This is a genomic window from Mycobacterium sp. NGS24 (genome assembly GCF_059813065.1).
In genome coordinates this window covers 1-20,890 of sequence record NZ_JCALDW010000014.1, presented here as the reverse complement: position 1 = coordinate 20,890, position 20,890 = coordinate 1, and the positions used below count along the sequence as shown (strand labels likewise).

Annotated in this window: 11 protein-coding genes; 4 read left to right on the top strand and 7 right to left on the bottom strand. The window is 67.7% G+C overall.

Annotated elements, in window-relative coordinates; genetic code table 11:
- The first annotated feature begins 50 nt into the window (after positions 1 to 50).
- The gene (locus AC5Y6Y_RS17850; RefSeq protein WP_473138639.1) at positions 51 to 479 is read left to right on the top strand and encodes an MmpS family transport accessory protein; all 429 of its coding nucleotides are present in this window, start codon (positions 51 to 53) and stop codon (positions 477 to 479) included.
- A complete protein-coding gene (locus AC5Y6Y_RS17845; RefSeq protein ID WP_499930128.1) occupies positions 476 to 3,361 on the top strand; it encodes an MMPL/RND family transporter in 2,886 nt (961 codons plus the stop codon). Before AC5Y6Y_RS17850 ends, AC5Y6Y_RS17845 begins: the two co-directional genes overlap by 4 nt.
- A gap of 25 nt (positions 3,362 to 3,386) precedes the next feature.
- Here the strand turns inward: AC5Y6Y_RS17845 and AC5Y6Y_RS17840 are convergent, their stop codons facing one another.
- The 3 genes from AC5Y6Y_RS17840 to AC5Y6Y_RS17830 form a co-directional block, all read right to left on the bottom strand.
- Positions 3,387 to 5,159, bottom strand: coding sequence for an acyl-CoA dehydrogenase family protein (locus tag AC5Y6Y_RS17840; protein ID WP_473138637.1), 1,773 nt, complete (start codon positions 5,157 to 5,159; stop codon positions 3,387 to 3,389).
- A 35-nt stretch (positions 5,160 to 5,194) separates the two neighbouring features.
- Positions 5,195 to 5,539 carry a hypothetical protein gene (locus AC5Y6Y_RS17835; RefSeq protein WP_463826174.1) on the bottom strand — a complete coding sequence of 115 codons (345 nt, stop codon included), beginning with the start codon at positions 5,537 to 5,539 and terminating at the stop codon, positions 5,195 to 5,197.
- 425 nt (positions 5,540 to 5,964) lie between these two features.
- Positions 5,965 to 6,837, bottom strand: coding sequence for an SGNH/GDSL hydrolase family protein (locus AC5Y6Y_RS17830; protein ID WP_463826173.1), 873 nt, complete (start codon positions 6,835 to 6,837; stop codon positions 5,965 to 5,967).
- Between the two features lie 100 nt (positions 6,838 to 6,937).
- Here AC5Y6Y_RS17830 and AC5Y6Y_RS17825 point away from each other — a divergent pair, with 100 nt between their 5' ends.
- A complete protein-coding gene (locus AC5Y6Y_RS17825) occupies positions 6,938 to 8,374 on the top strand; it encodes an arylsulfotransferase family protein (protein ID WP_473138636.1) in 1,437 nt (478 codons plus the stop codon).
- A 110-nt stretch (positions 8,375 to 8,484) separates the two neighbouring features.
- Here the strand turns inward: AC5Y6Y_RS17825 and embB are convergent, their stop codons facing one another.
- Entirely contained in the window at positions 8,485 to 11,697 is a 3,213-nt protein-coding gene (gene embB, locus AC5Y6Y_RS17820; RefSeq protein ID WP_473138635.1) for an arabinosyltransferase EmbB, read from the bottom strand.
- The gene (locus tag AC5Y6Y_RS17815) at positions 11,694 to 15,020 is read right to left on the bottom strand and encodes an arabinosyltransferase domain-containing protein (protein WP_499930127.1); all 3,327 of its coding nucleotides are present in this window, start codon (positions 15,018 to 15,020) and stop codon (positions 11,694 to 11,696) included. The genes embB and AC5Y6Y_RS17815 overlap by 4 nt, the downstream gene beginning before the upstream one ends.
- A 196-nt stretch (positions 15,021 to 15,216) precedes the next feature.
- Here AC5Y6Y_RS17815 and AC5Y6Y_RS17810 point away from each other — a divergent pair, with 196 nt between their 5' ends.
- On the top strand, positions 15,217 to 16,266 hold the full coding sequence (locus tag AC5Y6Y_RS17810; protein WP_463826169.1) for a GGDEF domain-containing protein: 1,050 nt from the start codon (positions 15,217 to 15,219) through the stop codon (positions 16,264 to 16,266).
- Between the two features lie 6 nt (positions 16,267 to 16,272).
- Here AC5Y6Y_RS17810 and AC5Y6Y_RS17805 read toward each other — a convergent pair whose 3' ends face one another.
- Together AC5Y6Y_RS17805 and AC5Y6Y_RS17800 are read right to left on the bottom strand one after the other, a co-directional pair.
- On the bottom strand, positions 16,273 to 19,557 hold the full coding sequence (locus tag AC5Y6Y_RS17805) for an arabinosyltransferase domain-containing protein (protein ID WP_473138634.1): 3,285 nt from the start codon (positions 19,555 to 19,557) through the stop codon (positions 16,273 to 16,275).
- Positions 19,557 to 20,890, bottom strand: a 1,334-nt coding sequence (locus AC5Y6Y_RS17800) for an arabinofuranosyltransferase (protein WP_499930126.1), incomplete at its 5' end; no start/stop codon positions are given. The genes AC5Y6Y_RS17800 and AC5Y6Y_RS17805, both read right to left, overlap by 1 nt.

Sequence of the window (20,890 nt, the reverse complement as noted above, 5' to 3'; positions counted from 1 at the left end):
CGTCCGCGCAGCGCACGAGTGGTTACGTGTAGTTATCGATAGGGGCCTCGATGATCCGCTTCCTCCGACGCATGTGGATACCGATCGTTGTGGTGCTGGTGGCGGTCGCCGGGACGGCCACGGTCCTTCGGTTGCACGGTGTTTTCGGGTCGCAGCACCGCGTCTCGAAAGCCGGCGACGTCGACGCAATCGTCGAGTTCAACCAGAAGCACGTGCTGTATGAAATCCTCGGCCCGACAGGGCGAACCGTGACGGTCAACTATCTGGATGCCAGCGGCCACTCACATGAGGTCGACGACGCGACGCTGCCGTGGTCGTTGCCGATCGTGACCACCTTGACCGCGGTGGTGGCCAATGTGGTTGCGCAGGGGGACAGTGACAACCTCGGTTGTCGCATCACGGTCAATGGTCAGATTCGAGATCAACAGATGGTCTCCGCTCATCACGCTCAGGCCAGTTGCCTGGTGAAATCGGCGTGAGCGACGACGGTTCGCCCGCCCGACTGGATGCCTTCGCGCGGATCCTTCGCCGGTTTGCCGTGCCGGTGGTGTTGTTCTGGATCGCCCTGACCGCTGTCGCCAACGTCGTGGCACCCGAGTTGCAGGAGCTGTCCAAGACGGAGTCGGTGTCGCTGAATCCCCCCGACGCACCGTCGATGATCGCCATGAAGCGCATCGGCAGGGATTTCCGCCAATTCGATTCCGACGCAACCGCTATGGTCGTGATCGAGGGCCAGCAGAAGCTGGGCGACGAAGCGCACCGGTTCTACGACCGGTTGATTGCCAGACTGTCGCAGGACCGTGTTCACGTCGAGCACATCGACAACTTCTGGGCCGACCGGCTGACTGCCGCGGGTTCGCAGAGCGTCGACGGCAAAGCCGCCTATGCGCAGCTGTATCTGGCCGGCGATATCGGTGGATCGCGGGCCCGGGATTCCATCCTGGCCGTCCGCGAAATCGTGGACGGCCTACCGCCGCCGCCGGGGCTGCGGGCTTACGTGACAGGTCCGGCTCCGCTGTCGGTCGATCTGGACGCGTACGGAGACCGCAGCCTGCGGAAGATCACCATCGCGACCGTCGTGGTCATCGCGATCATGCTGCTGCTGGTCTACCGTTCCATTTCCACCGTCGTGCTGATACTCGCGACGGTCGGCATCGAACTGGCGGCGGTCACCGGCGTCATTGCTGTGCTGGCCAGCAATAAATTCTTCGCCCTCACCACGTTCGCGACCAGTCTGCTCATCCCGGTGGCGATCGCCGCCGCCACCGACTACGTCATCTTCCTGGTCGGGCGCTATCAGGAGGCCAGGGCTGCCGGCGCGGACCGAGAAGCGGCCTATCACAGCATGTTTCGCGGGACTGTCTACGTGATCTTGGGATCGGGCACCACGGTCGCCGGAGCACTGTTCTGCCTGAGCCTGGCCAGGCTGCCCTACTTTCAGAGCCTCGGATGGCCTTGCTCGATCGGGCTGCTGGTAGCGGTGGTGGCGTCGTTGACGCTGGCTCCCGCCGTGGTCTGGATAGCCAGCCGCTTCGGGGCATTCGAATCCAGAACGACGAACCGGACCCGCTGGTGGCGCCGGGTGGGCACCATCGTGGTCCGCTGGCCCGGGCCGGTTCTGGTGGCGACGGTGCTGATGTTGATGGTCGGACTGCTCGCGCTGCCGAAATACGAGACCAACTACAACGACCGCTATTACATCCCCGGGGCGGCGCCGTCCAGTGTCGGCTACCGCGCGGCGGACCGCCATTTCGCGCAGGCACGCATGGAACCGGAGGTCCTCATGATCGAAGCCGATCACGACCTCCGGAATCCCACTGACATGCTGATTTTGGACAGGATCGCCAAGAACGTCTTTCACCTGCCCGGTATCGCTCGCGTGCAAAGCATCACCCGGCCGCTGGGCGGACCGATCGACCACACCTCGATCCCGTTCCAGATCGGCATGGAAAGCGCGATGACGCAGCAGAACCTGAAGGGGCTCAAAGACCGGGTGGCCGACATGACCAAGTTGACCGATGCGATGCAGCAGATGATCGAGATCACTGAGCGCACCGAAAGCTTGCAGCGCCAGCTTGCCGACACCACCCACGAGATGAACCTGCGCAGCCAGCGGATGCGGGCAACCGCCAACGAATTGCGCGACCGGCTCGCCGATTTCGATGACGTATGGCGGCCGGTGCGCAACTATTTCTATTGGGACCGACACTGTTTCAACATCCCGGTGTGCTCGTCGCTGCGCTCTCTCTACGACGCCACCGACGGCGTCGACAAGCTCACCGAAGACCTCGGGAGCTTCGCCGACAGTCTCGCGCAATTCGACACTCTCCAGCCGCAGCTGCTGAGCCAGGTCGCTCCGATGATCGCGACCATGCGACTGGTCAAAGGCCTTGCGCAAACTCTGACGAGCAGCTTCTCCGGGATGGTCACCCAGATGGAGAAGATGGCGCGAAACGGAACCGTGATGGGCGAGGCATTCGATAACGCCAAGAACGACGACTCGTTCTATCTGCCGCCGGAGGCCTTCGAAAACCCGGACTTCCAGCGCGGTCTGACCCTGTTCCTGTCGCCCGACGGTGACGCGGCGCGGTTCGTCATCACCCACCAGGGTGACCCCGCAACGGCTGTGGGCATCTCACACATCGACCCGATCATGCAGGCCGCGACCGAAGCTGTGAAGGGAACTCCCTTGGCCGAGGCCGACTTCTACCTGGCCGGCACCGCCTCCACCTACAAGGACATCCGGGACGGCTCGACCTACGACCTGCTCATCGTCGTGGTGGCGTCGCTGTGCCTGATCTTCATCATCATGCTGGCCATCACCAAGAGCGTCGTGGCCGCCGCGGTCATCATCGGCACGGTCACGCTCTCGCTGGCCTCATCGTGTGGACTTTCTGTCCTTGTCTGGCAACACATCCTGCACATGCCGCTCAACTGGTTCGTTCTTGCGATGGCCGTGATCGTCATGCTCGCGGTCGGCTCCGATTACAACCTGTTACTGGTGGCGCGCTTCCAGGAAGAAATCGGTGCCGGCATCAACACGGGCATCATCAGATCGATGGCCGGCACCGGCCGGGTCGTCACCACCGCCGGACTGGTGTTCGCGGTGACCATGGGCGCGATGGTGAGCAGCGATCTGCGCGTCATCGGGCAGATCGGCACCACAATCATGATCGGGCTGCTGTCGGACATCCTCATCGTCCGGTCGTTCATGACGCCGGCTATCGCGGCGCTGCTGGGCCGGTGGTTCTGGTGGCCGCAGGTGGTCCGCTCCCGAGCGGTTCAGACCCGGCGCGCGCCCTCGCCCTCGCCTTCGCCCTCGCCCGAGCAGCAGCCAGTGGGTGCTGTGCTGCCCAGCTGAGCGACATGCCGGACCCGGCAACGGCTCAGCGTGCCAGGGCGCCGTCCACCAGTTCGTCGAAGCGGTCCTGCGCTTCGTCGGTGTCGGCGTCGAGGCCACGCAGCGGCCCTCGATCGGCCAGGTAGCGCTGCGCGTACAACCGCGCCACCAGTGCCTTGCGCTCGGCGCCGCGGGTCTCCCGTTCCCAGGCCGCCTGCTCGGTGAGCAGCGCACCCGCGTACACGTCACCCATGAACTGCGCGAGCGGGAACAGTCGCGCCTCGGCCACCGGCGCGTCCAACTTCTCCCACGCCGTGATCGCGCCGTCCAGGTCGTCGATCCGCTCGGCAACCAGACCGGTCGTCGCATCGTCGTCGGACACCCTCACCGCGTCGCGCAGCCGCGTCAGCAGGGCTTCGTGGGCGCGGGTCTGCACGATCCCGCGCCGCACGTCCAGGCACAGGATGTTGTCCGGGCCCTCCCAGATGGTGTTGACCTGCGCGTCGCGCAAAAGCCTTGCCACCGGCCAGGTTTCGATGTAGCCGTTGCCGCCGTGGATTTCGATGGCATCCGAGGCGGCGGTGATGCCCAGCCGACTGACTTTCAGTTTGGTGACCGGTACCGCGATGCGCTGCCGGATGCGGCGGGGCTGGCGGTGATTGGCGGCGCCGATGCCGTCGAACACCAGCGCCTGAGCGGCTTCGACATCGACGATCAGTTCGGCGAGTTTGCGGCGCATCAGCGGCTTGTCGATCAGCGGGCCGCCGAAGGCGTGGCGCTGCGTGGCGTAGCACAGGGATTCGACCAGGGCGCGACGCGCGTTGCCGAGCGCGAACAGTGCGATGCCGAGGCGGGCCGCGTTGGTCAACTCCATCATCCGGCCGAGGCCCCTGCCGTCGGACGGGCCGGCGTGGTCGGCGGGTTCCCCGGACAGGAGGAAGGCCTCGGCGTCGACGAACTCGACCTCGCCCGAAGCCACCGACCGGGTGCCGAGTTTGTCCTTCAGTCGCCGCACCCGGACCCCGTTGCGGGAACCGTCCCGACGGGTGCGCAGCACCAGGAAGTTGGCGACGCCCCGGCTGGAGTCGGGTGCGCCGTCGGGCTTGGCCAGCACCACGAACGCCTCGCCGGCACAGTTCGACGCGAACCACTTGAAACCGTTCAGCAGCCAGGCGTCACCGGCCCGGCGGGCGGTGGCCTCCAGCGCGCCCAGATCCGAGCCGCCGGTGCGTTCGGTGAGCAGCTGCGCGGTTTCGCCGGCCCACTCACCGGAGTCGAACTTGGCCAGCACATGATCGCGCACATCCGGTGGCGCGTAGGCGGCCACCAACGACTGCACCATCCCGCCGCCGGTGCCCAGCGCGCAACCCATGCCGATGTCGGCCTGGTCGAGCAAGTAGTTGGCGGCAAACATCGGCAGCGACGAATTGAACCCCGCCCCACGCGAGGCCGTGCGCAGTGCCCGTTGGGCATCCAGCACCGCCCGCTTGGACTGCAGGAACGATTCGGGCATGACCACCCGGCTGACGTCGTGGCCCCACCGGTCGTAACGTTCCAGCCGCGGCGGGTTGCGGTCGGTTTCGTCGGCCCAGCGGGTCACCGGGCCGCCCATCAGCGCGCCGATGCTCGCCAGGTGTGGCTCGGCGATCGCCAGTTCGTCCGGCGTGAGGTAGTACGCCATGGTGAACTGCAGCGTGGGGTCGGTCAGATACCAGTTGAGTCCGGTTGCCCCGCTGTAGTTTTCGGTCCGATACCGCTGCGACTTCTCCGGTGTCCAGAACGGCAGCCGGTCCACGGCCTCGAGGTCGTATTCGGTCATGCCGCGACCGTATTACAGAAACTCGCCGGCGCCGCCTACACGGGTGACACGAACTCGCTGGTGTAGAACTCGCCTGGTATCTGATCGTGCGGATTCGCCGTCTCGACGATGACCCACACGCCGGTGGTGCCGGGTCGCAGGGGAGCGGTGATGGTCACGTGCCCCTGACCCGATGCGTCGGTGTCCAGACCGGCGAATGTGGTGCCGGGGTCGCCCGGACCGCAGGTAGCCGACGACGGTCTCGGCGCCTGGATCAGGCCGACGTCGAAATGTGTGCCCGGAGCGGTCGCGATCACCATGTCGATATCGGCGACCGTGGTGGACCCGGAGGTTTTGAAGTTGGCGACGCCGTGCCCGAGTATTGTCTTCGGCCTGATCAAGGCGGTCGAGATGAGGCTGAAATCGCAATTACGCAGGTCAGGGTTAAGTGGTACGCGTGAGGCGGCCGACGCCGTTCCTGTCCCCAGCGACACGAGCGAAGCGCCCAGAATCGTTATTGTCGCGGCGGAAAAACCCAACCGGTTCAGTATGCGCAATTTGCCACCACCATGTCGTACCCGATGAGCCCGATCCAGGACTTATCTATTGACCAGATTCGTCCAGTTCAATCCTGCAATTTCTGGCGGTTCGGCGCAATTGTGGCAGCGGTCCTGATTTTCCGGCGTCGCACATATCCAATTCAGTGGGATCTCAACGTTTTTCGAGCAAAATCAGGGCGCTGAACTGCGGCTTCGATAGGTAAACGGTCCCTGGAATTTGCTTTACAAAACTAACTTAATGTGGCTTTTTTGCCGGGTCCGTCAATTTAACGATTTTCGGACAGGACCAGATAATCGGTAAGGACATTCCCCACCGTCATGGCGCCCAGGGCGGTGGGATGTAGCGGCACCGCCCGATTCCGGGTCACGTAACCCTCGACGTATCGTTCGGCCGGCACTGCGCACATGTCGTGCCCGGCCGAAAGTTGACGGGTGTCGAAATATTCAATTCTTTTCTCCGCCGCGAGGCGTCGTTGCCGGTCGCCGAGTTCGTCGATTTTGGCCTGCAGATAGTTGGCGTCGTGCGGCAGGATGGGCTGTTCGGGATAACAACCACCGGCCCGCATCAACAGCCCGTATCCGACGAGGATGATCCGCGCTCGGGGCGCCTGGGTCCGCACCGCGTCGATCATCGCCGCCCATACCGGTATCTGGGCGTTGATCAGACCGGAGATGCGGTCGACGTCGCCGACGACGAACTTGCCGGTACACGGACTCGGATTCGCGCCGGTCGCCTCGCAGGATTCCGCGTCGCCCGCCAGTCCGACGTCGTTGGCGCCCACCGTGATCGTGATCAGTTCCGTATCGGGGGCGACGGCATCGAGCTGACGGTCGACCGGACCCTGGGCGGTCTGCTGGGACCGGCTGTAGATGTCGTCGGTCGTCGCCCCGCTGCAGGTGACGTCGCGAAATGTGGCGGCACGCAGCCGTCGCGCCAACACGGCTGGGTAATTGTTGGTCGATTTGTGGCAGCGCAGCGGTGCGGCCTGCTCCGGCACGCCGGGCGCCGCCGCGAACGAGTCGCCCAAAGCCACGTACCGCGACCGTGCGGCCGAACCGGGGCCGGCCGGCGGCGGCGGGGCGCAACCCAGGCACACGCAGCCCACCAGTGCGGCGATGACCAGGCGAGCGGACCACATGCAGCCCAGTGTTACATCCGGACCCGATCAACACCCCTGGTGTAATGACCGGGTGCGCTACGGGATATCGAGGCGGCGGTTCGGTGTCGCGGCGGGCGTCATGGCCGCCGGCAGCGTCGCAGCGTGCGGGTCCGATCAGGACGAGCCGACGGCCACACCGTCCACGCCACCGCCGCCCGGCGGCGCCGAGGTCTCGGCCCGATCATTGGGTTACACCGTCACCGTGAACAAGCCCGGCGGCGCACCCGGCTACCTGTTCTTCGTCGCCGGCACCACGGCCGCTGACCCGGGCGCCCGAGCCGGCCGCACCGTGGTGCTCGTCGTCGCCGATCGCAGCGGGAAGGTGGTCTGGCACCGTGAACTGCCGCCCGACCAGACCGCGGGCAACCTACGGGTGCAGACCTGGCGGGGGCGGCCGGTGCTCACCTGGTGGCAGGGCACCCGAGTCGGCAGCCACGGTGCCGGCGTCAACTACATCGCCGACGAGCACTACAACGTAATCGACACTCTCACCCCCGGCGGAGACCTCGCGTCGGACATTCACGAATTTCGGCTCACCCCGGACGGCCATGCCCTGATCAGCTGCTACCAGGAGGTGACCACCGACCTCACCGCCATCGGCGGTCCCAAAGACGGCAGGATCTACAACTGCGTCGCCGCAGTGGTCGACGTGGCGTCCAAGCGGACGCTGTTCCGGTGGGACGCGCTCAGCCGCGTGCCGGTGGCCGATTCACCCGCCAAATACACCGCCGGCCAAGTGCTGGACCCCTACCACCTGAACTCGATCGCGCTGGATCCCGCGGGCAACCTGCTGCTCAGCATGCGGGCGCTGTCCACCGTATTCAACGTCGACCCGCGCACCGGGGCGATCAACTGGCAACTCGGCGGCAAGCACTCGAGTTTCGAACTCGGCGACGGTGTCGAGTTCGCCTTCCAGCACGACGCCGAGATGCCGGACGCGGAGACGCTGACCTTGTTCGACAACCACTTCGAAGGTAGCCGCGCCCAACCCGGCGGGGGATCGGTCCCGAGCAGCCTCAAGTGGATCCACCTGGACTTCACCGCGCGCAAAGCCAGCCTGATCCGCGCCCAGCCACACCCCGGCAACCTCAGCGCCGGCGCCATGGGCAACCTGCAGCAACTGCCCGGCGGCAACACCTTCTCCGGTTGGGGTACCGCCGGACACCTCGCCGAGTTCGGGCCGACCGGGGAGCTGATCTACGACGCCACGCTGCTGGATGGCACCTATCGCGCCTTCCTCGACGTCTGGGTGGGCGACCCCGTCGGCCCGCCGCAGTTGATCTTCACCGACAGCGGCGTCCGCGCCAGCTGGAACGGCGCCACCGGGGTGGCGCGGTGGCGACTGCTGCACGGGCGGCTGAGTGACGCGATGATGGAGGTGGCCACCGTGGACTGGACCGGCTACGACACACCGATTCCAATAGGCGCCAAGGCTGACGGGTATTACCGGCTGCAGGCGCTGGACGCGGCCGGCGCCGTCGTCGGCGAGTCGCCGCCGCTCCCGCGGGGACGTTAGGCGCGTTGGTCTGGCGCTGAGCCTGAATGCACGGCGCCGAGCCTGAATTCACGGTGCCGACACGCGGACGGCGCATGACCTGAGTACAGGGCTCGGTGGATCAGTCCGGGCTACGGCTTGATCCGGATCTGTCCCGGCGACCACAACCCGCTGCGCGTCGCCTCCCCCAGATCCAGCCGTGCCGGCGGCGCGTCGACCAAAGTGTCGAACTTGCGCAGCGACCCCCAGTCCCGCGCCCAGTCCCGGGACAGGTACGTAGCCATCACGTGCGCGTTGAGCAGCAGGTCGGTGATGCCGAGCAGGCCGCCGTTGGTGCCGTCCTCCCAGGTGTCGGTGTCCAGCTTCTTGGCGTTGTAGTCCGGGGTGATGCGGAACCGCGGGATCTCGGTGACGCCGTTGGTGTGCAGCATCGGCTGCTGGCAGGGGAACGCCAGCCCGACCGCCCAGTCCAGCAGCACCGGCTGCGTTGAGCCGACGTATTCCTGCAGGGAGCGCAGTTCGGGCACCCGCGGCGGAGTGATGGCGATCCAGTCCTCCGGGGTCAGTGACAGGTCCTCGGCCACCACCCGCACCGCGATGGCGTCGGCGGGCATCTTGTCGCGGGCGAACCGCAGGTTGCGCCACGCCTTGGGCTGCTCCCCGTACAGGTCGTCGGGCACCAGTCGCCCGGCCGGGACCAGCGGGCCGGCGCCGGGACGGGCGTACTCCAGCACCACCGTCTGGCCGGTGGTGTAGTGGTGCAGCACGCTGTTGCCGGTGATCTTGCCCGCCGCGGTGATCACCACCAGCGGATGACCATCATCGGGTCTGGGTAGCGAGTACCACGCCGAAGCGAGTTTGCTCTGCTGTTGGGCGCCGGTGGTGTAGGTGCCGGCCAGCGGCACCTGCGCCGGATTGAGTTGGTAGGGCAACGGCACCGTCGAACCATTGATGCCGGGGGTCTTGAGCTTGGTGGGCGCGTCCCAGTCATGGTCGGTGCCGGGCTGGTTGGGCTTCATCACCACCGCCTCGGCGACGGTGTGTTCAGGCACCCCGTTCGGCGAGAAGCCGACGGGATCGGTGCCACCCAGCGGACCCAACGGTCCGTAGTCGCCGGGTAGCGGCGTCATGAAACCGTCGTTGGGATTCGGCTCGACGAGTACGTCGTCGGCCAGTCCGCAGCCGCCGGTGAAGGCACGCAGGTTGGACCAGCCGTTGGAGTACGTGGGGTACTGGCGCACGATCCCGATGCCCATCGACGCGACGAACACCAGCACCATGAAGCCGGCTGCCAGGGACACCGGAGCGGTGGTGAGCAACCGGGCCAGCTTGCCCTCGCCGCTGCTGCGGGGCGCGAAATGCAGCCAAGCCGCGTACACCGCGGCCAGCGCGAACAGCACGAAAAACATTGTGCTGACGGTGATTCCGGCGATCTTGGGCATGGTGCTGTTGAACGGCACGCCGTAGCTGGACACATACCACCACCCGTTGGTGGTGGCGAAGGACAGGGCCACCACAAACAACACCGCAGCCAGGAAAGCCATCCGGTTACGCGACCAGCGCAGCACCGTTGGCGACACCAGCACCGTCGTCAACCCGGCCATCGCGGCACCCACCGCAGCGAACAGGCCGAAGTGATGCACCCACTTGGTGGGGGCGAACATCAGGAAGAACATGGTGCCGAAAATGACGCCCATCAGCCGCCAGGCCGGCCCGCGGGCCACACCGGGAATCCGCTTGCGGCGCAACATGATAAATACCCCGGTGAACAGACACAGCGCGGCGATCAGGAACCCGAACCGACGCGACAGCGACCCGTCCACCGTCGGCAGGAACAGGTAGTAGTAGCGCAGGTTTTCGGTGTACCAGGCCTGGCTCGGTCCGATCTTGCTGCGAACCCTGGTGGCTTCCAACACCGTTGACAGCGTCTGGTCGGCGAACACCACCGTCAGGATGATGGTGCCGGCGGCCAGCATCGGCGCCAGCAGCGGCAGGGTGCCGCCGACCATGCGCCGGCGTTTGGCCAGGATCCGCAGGATCGGCCGGCCACCGGCCACCAGTGCGGCTACCGCGATCAGCCCGGTGGGTTGCACACCCAGGGTGAACGCCGCGGTGATGATGGCCAGCGCCGCCGGGGTCAACCGGCTGTAGCGCATCGACCGCTCGATCAGCACATAGGTGACCAGCGAGCCGAGTGCGATGATGCCCTCCGGCCGCAGGCCGTTGTTGAACGGCATCCACGCGGTCAGCAGCACCATCGCTGCGGCCCAGTTGGCGGGTTTGCTGGCCGCCACCGCCGGACCGAGCCTGGGCAGCACTTCGCGGGACAGCAGCAGCCAGCACACCAGCCCGGCGAACAGGTCGGGCAGCCGCATCCAGATGCTGGCGTCGCTGACGTGGGTCATCAGCGCCAACAGGTTGTAGTACCAGCCGAACGGGTCTTCCGGACTGCCGAACCAGCGGAAGTAGTTGGACATGTAACCGGCCCGGTCGGCGACGCGGGCCATGCCCAGGATGTAGCCGTCGTCCGAGGAGTTGGCCCCGATCACGTGCCACAGCAGGAACGCGAAGATCATCACGCCGTCGAGCAGAGTGAACGTGCGCCAGCTCGCCGGTATCCAGCGCCGCATCCGGTGGCCGTCCAGCTGGTCGAGGCGCCACAGCGCGATCAGCGCGACCATGGTGGCCACGATGGCGCCGACCATCGCCAGCAGCTTCAAGGTGGTCGGGGTGGTGGAGAACCGGGTGTCGATGGTCGCCGAGAGTTTCAGCTGCGGCGGCGCCGGCCCGATGAGGTCGGTGAACACCCCGACGATCTGCGGGCGCAGGTTCGGGTCGGGGAAACCGCCGCGCAGCGGCCCGCCACCGGGATCTTTGAGCCCGATGAACTGGGCGAAGGTGCCGGCGTGCGTGGAGGAGATGTCGATGCGCTCGCAGTTGGGGGAACGCATCAGCTCGCGCGGCACCGACAGGATCACCACGTTGCGGTCGGTGACGTCCACCCGCTTGGCGCTGACCACCACGAACAGCGCGTTGAGGTTGGCGTCCTTACCCTGCTTGGGCGCGGTGCCCAGGATCACGCCGCCCTCAGCTGGCATGTCGCGTTCGATGCTGCACGGCACCGAGGCTTTGAAGTCGACCGGTGTCAGTGAGATCAGCGGTGCGGTGACGCTGTTCAGTTGACCGTTCTGCGGCCAGTTGAGCATCGCGGTGGTCTGCACCACCGGCAGCAGCGGTGTCGCGACGGACAACACGAACCCGATCAGCCCGGCGATGGTCGCCACCCACCGGGTCGCTTTCACGTGGCTCGCGCCCGGGTCTGCGCCGGGGTTCGCGGCGGTCATGGCAGCGCCCTGATGGGTCCCTGCCGGCTCCAGCCGGGGACGGTGACCACACCTTGGTCGACGACGGCATCCGGCGCCCGGTCCGGCGGGACCAGCCGGTGGAACTGCTCCACCGATCCCCAGTCGCGATACCAGTCACCGCTCAGGTACGTCGAGATCGTCGACGTCCACTGCAGCGCCTGGGTGAACATGAACGGCCCGCCGGTCTGGGCGGACTGCCACAGGTTCGACGACACCGCGGTCTGTTTGTGGTCGGGCAGGATCCGGTAATCCGGGAGTTCGGCGATGCCGAGATGTTCGGAGAACGGCCGCTGGCAGGGGAAGTTGGCGGCGGTCGCGATGTCCATCAGCACCGGCCGCTGCGAACCGATCAGCTGCTGTAGGGGCTGCAGTTCCGGCACCCGGGGCGGGGTGAACGCGAACCACTGTTCGGAGCTCAGGTTCGGGTCGTAGGCCACGATGCGCGCCAGGTTCGCCTCCGGCGGGGCCCAGGCGAACGGGAAGCGCAGGTTACGCCAGGCCGGTTGCGGCCCGAGATCGATGGGGAACACCTCACCGAGTGGAGCGATGTTGCCGTCGGGTTTGGCCACACCCCACTGCAGTTTCAGCGACTGGCCGTACATGAAGTCGCCGTCCTCCTTGTAAGACCAGATGGCCCCGGCGGCCGAGACCACCACCAGCGGCCGGTCCGGCCTGCGTGCCGGCAGCTGGTACCAGGCTGAGGTGGCGCGCGCGGCCAGGTTGTTCTCGCCGTAGCTGCCCATCACCGGGGTGGTCGCGGGGTTCAGCCCGAACGGGAGCGCGGCGTGGGAGCCGTTGACGCCGACGGGTCCCTTGCCGCCGGCGGTGCCCGCCAAGTCGGTGATGGCCGCGTTGGGTTTGTTGGGGGAGGCGTCGGAATTGACCACCCCGGGCTTGCTGACCACGGGGTCGGATTGCAGATTCTCGCCCACGCCGTCGGGTTTGAAGCCGAACGGGTTGAGCCCGCCCAGCGGACCGTCCGGCCCGAACTGCTGGTTCGGCGCGGGCTGCAGCATGCCGGCGTTGGAGTCGGGTTCGGCCAGCACGTCGTCGGCCATCGCGCAGCTGCTGCTCGACTCCGAGGCCCGCAGGTTGGCTTTGGCCGTGGTGTAGAGCGGATAGCGGAACACCGCGCCCTTGGCCATCGAACCGACCTCACCCAGCACCATGATCACCGCCACCACCAGCAGCGGTGTGGAGGCCAGCACCCGGTTGCGCCGGTTGTTCTTGACCTCGGTGTGTCCGGCTGAGACTTTCCGGAAGTCCATCCGGAAGTGGTACCAGGCGCCCAGCAGGCCGGTGAGAATCGACAACGTCAGGAACATCGACGTCACCGGGTGGCTGGCCACGACCGGTTGAATGTCGTACCACGGCACGCCGTAGTTGCCGACGTAGAACCAGCCGTTGATGCCCGACGTAGCCCACGCCAGCACGAACAGCAGCGCGGTGACGTACAGGGCCAGGTTGCGGCGGCTGTGCAGGCCGATCCGGGCCACGCTGAAGCTGGTGACCGCACCCAGCGCGCCGGCCAGCCCGGCGAAGACGCCGAATTGGATCGCCCACTTGGTCGGGGTGAACGTCAGCAGCAGCAGGCCGATCGCCGTGCTGCCGATCAGTCGCCAGGCCGGTCCGGAGGCCAGTCCGGGCACCCGGCCGCGCCGCAGCAGCACGAACAACATCCCGAACATGCACAGCAGCAGGATCAACGCGGCGAACCGGCGCGCCATCGAACCGTCGGCGTTGCTCTCCACGGTGAGGAAGTAGTAGCGCAGGAAGTCCTGGTACCAGGCGATCGTCGGCCCGACCGTGTACTTGATCCGGGCGGACTCGGCCACCGTGGCCAACGTCTGCGACCGGAACACCAGCACGGTGATCAGCGACAACGCCGCCGCCAGCACTGCCAGCGGGGCCAGCACGCCGTCGACGGCGCGGCGCCGGCGAATGGTCTGCGCGATGGCGCGGGCTCCGGTCAGCAGCGGTGCGACCGCGATCAACCCCTGGGGGGCCAGCGTCACCGTGAACACCGCGACGATGATGGCCACCGCGGCCGCCGCCAGGCGGGCCAGGCCGATCGACCGTTCCACCATCATCCAGGTGATCAGCACACCCAGGGCGATCAGCGGCTCGGGCCGCAAGCCGTTGTTGAACGGCAACCACGCGGCGATGAACACCGCGCCCGCGGTCCACACCGCGACCCGGTTGGCGGCTAGTCCGCCGGCGCCCGGCCCGAGCCGGCGCAACACGCAGTGGCTGATGATCAGCCAGCAGGCGATGCCGGCCAGGGTGGCGGGCAGCCGCATCCAGACCCCCGCCGTGCTCACCTGCGTCATCGTGGACAGCACGCTCAGATACCAGTCGAACGGCGCGTCCGTCGTCCCGAAGTAGCGGTAGTAGTTGGCGACGTAACCGGCCTTCGGCGCCACCCGGGCCAGGGTCAGGTTGTAGCCGTCGTCGGAGGTGATGGCACCGATCAGATGCCAGCCGAGCAGCGTCGCGATCACCCCGGCATCGGCGATCCAGGTGGCCAGCCCGACCCGCCCGGTCCGGGGCCGCTGCCCGCGTGGGCGGTAGCGCGCCAACCAGGCGACCGACGAGCGCCAATGCCGTACCGAATCGCCGCGGCCGAGCCGGTCCAGCGCGCCCAGCGCGCCGATGGCTACCAGGACGGCCAGCACTCCCAACACCATCGCGACGGTTTTCAGCGCGGTGGGCGCCAGGATGAACCGGGTGTCGACGTCCACTCGGGCCGACAAACCGGGCTGGGGCGGCACTTTCAGGTCGGTGAAGATACCGCCCACCTGCGGCTTCTTCTCCGGGGGCAGCTTGCCCGCCGCGTTGGGGATTCCGACGAAGTCCGCGCCCGCGCCGCCGGCGTCGGCCCAGACATGCAGCACTTGGCAGCCGCCGGCGGCGATGGCCGCCCGCGGCGCCACGGCGGCCACGGTGTCGCGAAACGCGACGACGACGGTGTCCTTGTTGGCCCGGACGAACAGGCCGTGCTTGCCGGTCTGGAAGCCGTCCGCCGGCAAGGTGGACAACACCAGCCCGCCGTCAGCGGGCAGGGTGGCCATCGCCGAGCAGGGGATGGAGATGTCGAGTGCCCGAGGTGCGCCGGAGACCAGCGGCGCCGTGATCTGGCTGATGTTGCCGTCCTGGGTGCCCTGCGGCCACCGGATGGTCGCGGTGGTCTGCCGCACCGGCAGCAGCGGGACCAGCAGGCACAACAGCAGACCGGTGACCCCGGCGACGACGGCGATCAACCTGGCGATCCGGTGGGATCGCTCATTACCGTCGGGGGACACGAGGCTCGATCGTAGGCGACGCCGGTCAGTGCGTTGAGGATGCAGGGCCGCTGGGGGGCTCTGTGCCTGACGCCAATGCGGCCTCGTCGTCGACGGCTAACCGCTAGTCTTCGGTTACCGGCAGAGCACCCTGGGGGACGACGTGGGCAGGAGCGAATACCGTTTCGCCACGCGTGCGCTGCGTGAAGGACGCTTGATGAGGCCGTTCCGAGCGGCCGCCGCGGCGTGCTGCTTCTGTCTGGCCGGTCTGGTCGTGGCGGTTCAGTTCGTGCCGAGCGGTCCCGCGGGGCCGCTCGCCAGCTGGGTGCAACTCGGTATCGCCTGCACCGGTGTCGCCTACGGCGTGGTGTGGCTGCTCGGCCACTGGCCGAGATACCGGCAGGCGCTGGCCTTCGCGATGTGGGGGGACGTGGCGATTGCCGTTGCGGCCGCGACCATGGCGACGCCCGAATCGCGCCTGTGCGCCACGCTGTATCTGGGTCTGATCGCTGTCTTCGCCGCGTTCCTGCTGGGTACGGCTGCGCTCTTATGGCATTGCGGATTCGCCACCGGGGTGATCGGGGGGATCACCGTTTGGGCGGTGATCGTCGACGACGCCGACGCCTTCGGCCTGTTCGTCTACTACATGCCCGCGCTGACCTGGGTGGTCGTTGTGCCCCTGACCGGCGTGGTGTTGATCGAAGGTGGTCGCCGGGCGATCCGCCGCACGGCGCGCTCAGCGCACTACGATCCGCTGACCAGGCTGCGCAACAGACGCGGACTGAATGCCTCGTTCGAGGTCGCGGTTCGACGACAGCCGCCGGGCGCCACGGTGGCCGTCGCGGTGTGTGACATCGACCGGTTCAAAGCCCTCAACGACGCGCACGGCCACTCGGTCGGCGATGCCGCCCTGATCGCGTTGGCTCTGAAGCTGCGGTCGATCGCACGAGCCGAGGAGATCACCGCACGGATCGGCGGCGACGAGCTGGTACTCGTCGTTTTCGGAAACGAGACCGACGACATGGCTGCGCTGTTGCACCGGCTCGACGCTATGACGTTCACCCGGATCGACGCGGTCTCCCTGAGCGCGAGCGTCGGCGTCGCGGCGCACGCGGCCGCCCAGGATCCGTACTTCTCCCTCGATGATCTGCTGCGGAAAGCCGACGCAGCCATGTACGAAGCGAAGCGGTCCGGCGGCGGAAGCCTGCACCTGCACCGTGCGGACCAGCCGAAGCCGTCCGACGCCGCCGACAGCGCGAGGGCGTGACCGCGGTCAGCTCTTGCGCAGCGGCGCCGGATCCCACAGGCCGCTGCGGGTGACCGTGCCGAGTTCGAGGCGGGCGGGCACGGCGTCGGGGTAGAACGGCGACAGCCGCTGCAGCGCGCCCCAGTCCCGGAACCAGTCGTCCTTGAGATAGCTGGCCACCGTGGTCGCGCGGGCCAGCAGTTCGGTGATTCCCAGCGGGCCGCCGCCGAGGTGATCCATCACCGGGGAGTTGGCTTCGGCGCCGAACCGGTCGGGCAGGATGCGCCACTTGGGCGCCTCGACGACGCCGTTCTGGTGGCCGAACGGCCGCTGGCACGGGAACGCCAGCCCGACCAGCCAGTCCAGGAACACCGGATCGTTGGGGCCCACCACGTCCTGCAGCGTGCGCAGCTTCGGGACCCGGGGTGGGGTCAGGCCGATCCAGTGCTGCGGGGCCAGGTCGTCGTCGTCGGCCACCAGGCGGATCTGCGTGGCGGAGTCGGGGATCGCGGACAACGGCGTACGCAGGTTGCGCCAGGCCGGGACCGCGCCCACATCCGCGAATCCCATTGAGCCACCGTGCTTTCCGGCGGCAGCCTGTTCATCGGTGGCCCACTGCACCTGGACCTCGCGCGGGTCGAACCGGCCGGCCGCCGTGACCACCAGCAGCGGCGTCTTGCTGCGCTGATCCTTCGGTGGCAGCCGGTACCAGCCCGAGCGCAACGTGGCGGGCACCTGGATTCCGGAGCGCCAACTGCCCAGCACCGGGACGCGGGCCGGTTCCAAGTTGAACGGCAGGCTCGCCCGGGAACCGTTGATGCCCGGCGCGGCGGTGGTGCCGCCCTCGGTGCCGGGGTCGCTGCCGGTGACCACACCGTCGTCGCTGGCGAAATTACGGTCGCCCGGCCGTTCCATCACCGGGTCGGCAGAGACGTCGGCGGGAATTCCGTTGGGCGTGAAGGCTTCCGACAGACCCGCACCCAGCGCGTCGGCGACCGGCGCACTCACCGGTTCCAGCATCCCGGCCACGGGGTCCAGTTCCACCAGTACGTCTTCGGCCAATCCGCAGGTGCGGCCGGTCAGCGCCTGCAGATTGGAGCGGCCCACCGTCCAGGCCGGGTACTGCGAGATCATCGCCGAGGTGAGCGAGGCGACTTCCATCAACACCAGCAACCACGTCGCAACTGCCAACGGGGACTGCAGGATTCGCGAAATCGGAGCGCCGACGCGGGTCTGCTGGAATTTGCCGGGCCGGTCGTCGTCGGTGGTTTTGAAGTGGAACCACGCGGCGATGAGCAACACCACCACGGTGAGTTCCAGCAGCGCGGTGGTCAGCGACCAGCGCCACTTCGGGAACGAATTCGACCACGGCACACCGAAGTTCGACACATACCACCAGCCGTTGACGCTGGCGAACGACATGGCCATCACGAAGATCACCACGGCCGCGAACATGGTGCGGTTACGCCGAGACCGCATCGCCGCGCCGGTCACCGCCACCGCGGCCAGCGCGCCCAGCGAACCGGCCAGCCCGGCGAACACCCCGAAGTGGTGTGTCCACTTGGTGGGGGTGAACATCATCGCCAGGAACGAGATGATGGTGATGCCGATGATGCGGCGGCTCGGGCCGGCCGCGGTGCCGGGGATGCGGCCCTTGCGCAGCGACATCGCCACCGCGATCGCCAGCGCGACCAGCAGCGCCAGCACCGCGAAACGGCGCGCCACCGAACCGTCCGGGCTGGGCATGAACAACCGCTCGTAGCGGATGTGCTCGTCGAACCATTTCAGGCTCGGCCCCACCGCCTGCTTGAGCAGGCTGGCCTGCATCTCGCTGGCCAGCGTCTGATCGCGGAAGATCAGGATCACGGTGACGGTGGTGGCGGCCAGGATCGGCGTCACCAGCGGCAGGATCCCGAACTGCTTGGAGCGCCGGTGCAGGATGGTGCGCAGCGGGCCGATCGCCACCAGCAGCGCACCGATGGAGGCGATACCGGTCGGTCCGGAGAACAACGTCAACGCGCCGATGATGCACGCCATCGCCACCGGCAGCAGCCGGCTGGTCGCCACCGCGCGTTCCACCGAGCACCAGGTCAGCAGGATGCCCAGGGCGATGATCGGCTCGGGCCGCAGGCCGTTGTCCAGCGGCAGCCACACCACCAGGAACATCCCGGCCGCCGTCCACGCCGCGGCCCGGCTCTTCTTGACGGCGTGACCCAGTCGGGGGATGACTTCCCGGCTGATCACCCACCAGCAGGTCAGCGCCATCACCAGGACCGGCAGCCGCATCCAGATGCTGGCCGTGGTGACGTGCGCCCAGATCGCCAGCAGGTCGTAGTACCAGCCGAACGGCGCCTCGGGCGTGCCGAACCAGCGGTAGTAGTTCGCCATGTAGCCGGCGTGTTCGGACACCCGGGCCATGGTCAGGATGTAGCCGTCGTCGGAGGTGTTCGCGCCGACGAAGTGCCACCACCCCAGCACCGCGATGACCAGCACGTCCAGCCCGCCGACCGACCACCACCGCGACGGCAGGAACCGGCGGTGGCGGGTGCCGTCGGCGGTGTCCAGAATGTGCAGCGCGATCAGCGAGGCCGCGGTCATCAGCAGCCCCAGGACCATCGCGGCCATCTTCAGCGTCGTCGGGCTGGTGCTGTAGCGGCTGTCGACGGTCGCCGAGAAGCTCAGACCCGGTGGCGCCGGCCCGGACAGGTCGGTGAACACCCCCACGATCTGCGGCCGGAAGTCGTACCCGCTCTTCTCGCCGCGCAGCGGCTGGCCGGGATGCTCGGTCGTCGGACCCTGCTTGAGTCCCACGAATTCGCCGATGACCCGGTCCGCGTGCGCGGTGAACGTCATGCGCTGGCAGGACGGTCCCAGCACCTCGCTCATCGGGGCGGTGACCACCGGCACGTTGCGCACGATCAGCACCAGGTCGTCGTTGACGCGTTGCAGCAGCAGCCCCCGGTCGATGGCTTTGGGGGCCTGTTTGGGCACTGTGGACAGCAGGACCGTCTTGCCGGCGTTCTGCGGACCGGCCAGCCCGGCGGCGGCCTGGCAGGGCACGGTGATGTTCAGGTCGGTGGCCACGTAACTGATCAGCGGCGCATCGACGCTGCCGAAGGTGCCGTTCTGCGGCCAGTTGAGCTGGGCGGTGGTCTGCTTGACCGGTAGCAGCGGCGTTGCCAGGGCCAGGGCGGTTCCCAGCAGACCCGCGACGACGGCGACGAGCCGAGCGATTCGGTAGTTTGCTCCCGGTTCGCTCACGGAGGTAGATGCTAGTTGTTGAGCGGCGGTGGGTGCCGTGTCGGTCGCCATCAGCCGCTCGGCCTGCGGACGGCCACCACGAACGGGCCGATGGTCTCGACGGCGAAGCGCGGGTCGCTGAACAGCGCCGCTTTGAAGTCCACGGTGTAGCGACGGACGTTGGGCTGGTTGGGGTAGACGTCCTCGGCCAGGCGAAGCGTGTAGGTGTTGCCGGCGCCGCGGCGCATCAGGAAGACGGTCGGTGGTGGCCAGGGCAGCGTGTCCAGTGCCCGGATCAACTCGTCCGCAGTCTTGAGCTGGGACCAGCTTTCGATCGCGCCGGCCCGCTTGTCGAACTGCGCCAGCGGATTCGCATAGTGCGACGTCAGACCCTGGAAGCCCCAGTAGGGATAGAACGACAGGAAGCTGTAATCGGCGGTGAGCACCACGGTCTGATCGCGCGGTTTGCCGGTCACGTGCTGGATGGCGGCGTCGACGGCCGCGTAGTACTTCTCCGCGCCGGGCGGGCGCCGGTCGCCGCGCTGGCCGTCGCCGCCGGTGTCGGTGTAGGCGATGGTCAGGTCGGGCCGCAGCACGTCGGGAATGTCCTGGCTGAAGGCGATGGCCCCGGTGAGCCCGATCGCCGCGGCGACCGGGAACCACGCGCGACGGCGCCTGGTCAGCGCGTGCACGCCGTCGATGAATCCGAAGACTCCGGCCGCGACCAACAGCACCGACAGGGTGGGCTGCAGCCGGAACGAGAGCAGGGTGGTCCGCGCCAGGGTGGTCAGCATCGACAGCAGCGACCACAGGTAAACCGCCAGCACGCCGATGGCCAGCCCGCCGGCCCGCACCGAGCTGCGGGCCCGGATCACCAGCCACAGCGTGCCCAGCAGGCACATCGCGCCCAGCAGCGAGAACTGCAGCATCGGGAAGGTCAGCTGGGCGCCGTCGGCCGGCAGGTAGTGCTGGGCGCTGCCGGTGTTGCTGACCGGGTCGCGCAGCGCGCGCGACAGGAAGGGCAGCCAGGTGATGGATCCGATCACCGCCGCGATCACCGCCATGACGGCCAGTCGGTACAGCGGGTCCAGGGCGGCTCTCTTGTCGGTGCGCCATCGCGCAGCGGCCAGGCCGAGCGCCATCAGCGTTACCGCGAATGCGGTGTAGCCGAACAGCAGGGTGTACCAGGTGGCGGTGAAGCCGAGGAACAATCCGGCGCCGACGACCGCCGCCCAGCCCGCTGTCCCGCCGAGCGTCACGCCAGCGTGGCTTTCGCCGTCGAGCGTCACGCCAGCGTGGCTCCCGTCGACTGTCCCGCCGGCTGTCCCGCCGAGCGTCACGCCAGCGTGGCTTTCGTCGTCGAGCGTCACGCCAGCGTGGCTCCCGTCGACTGTCCCGCCGGCTG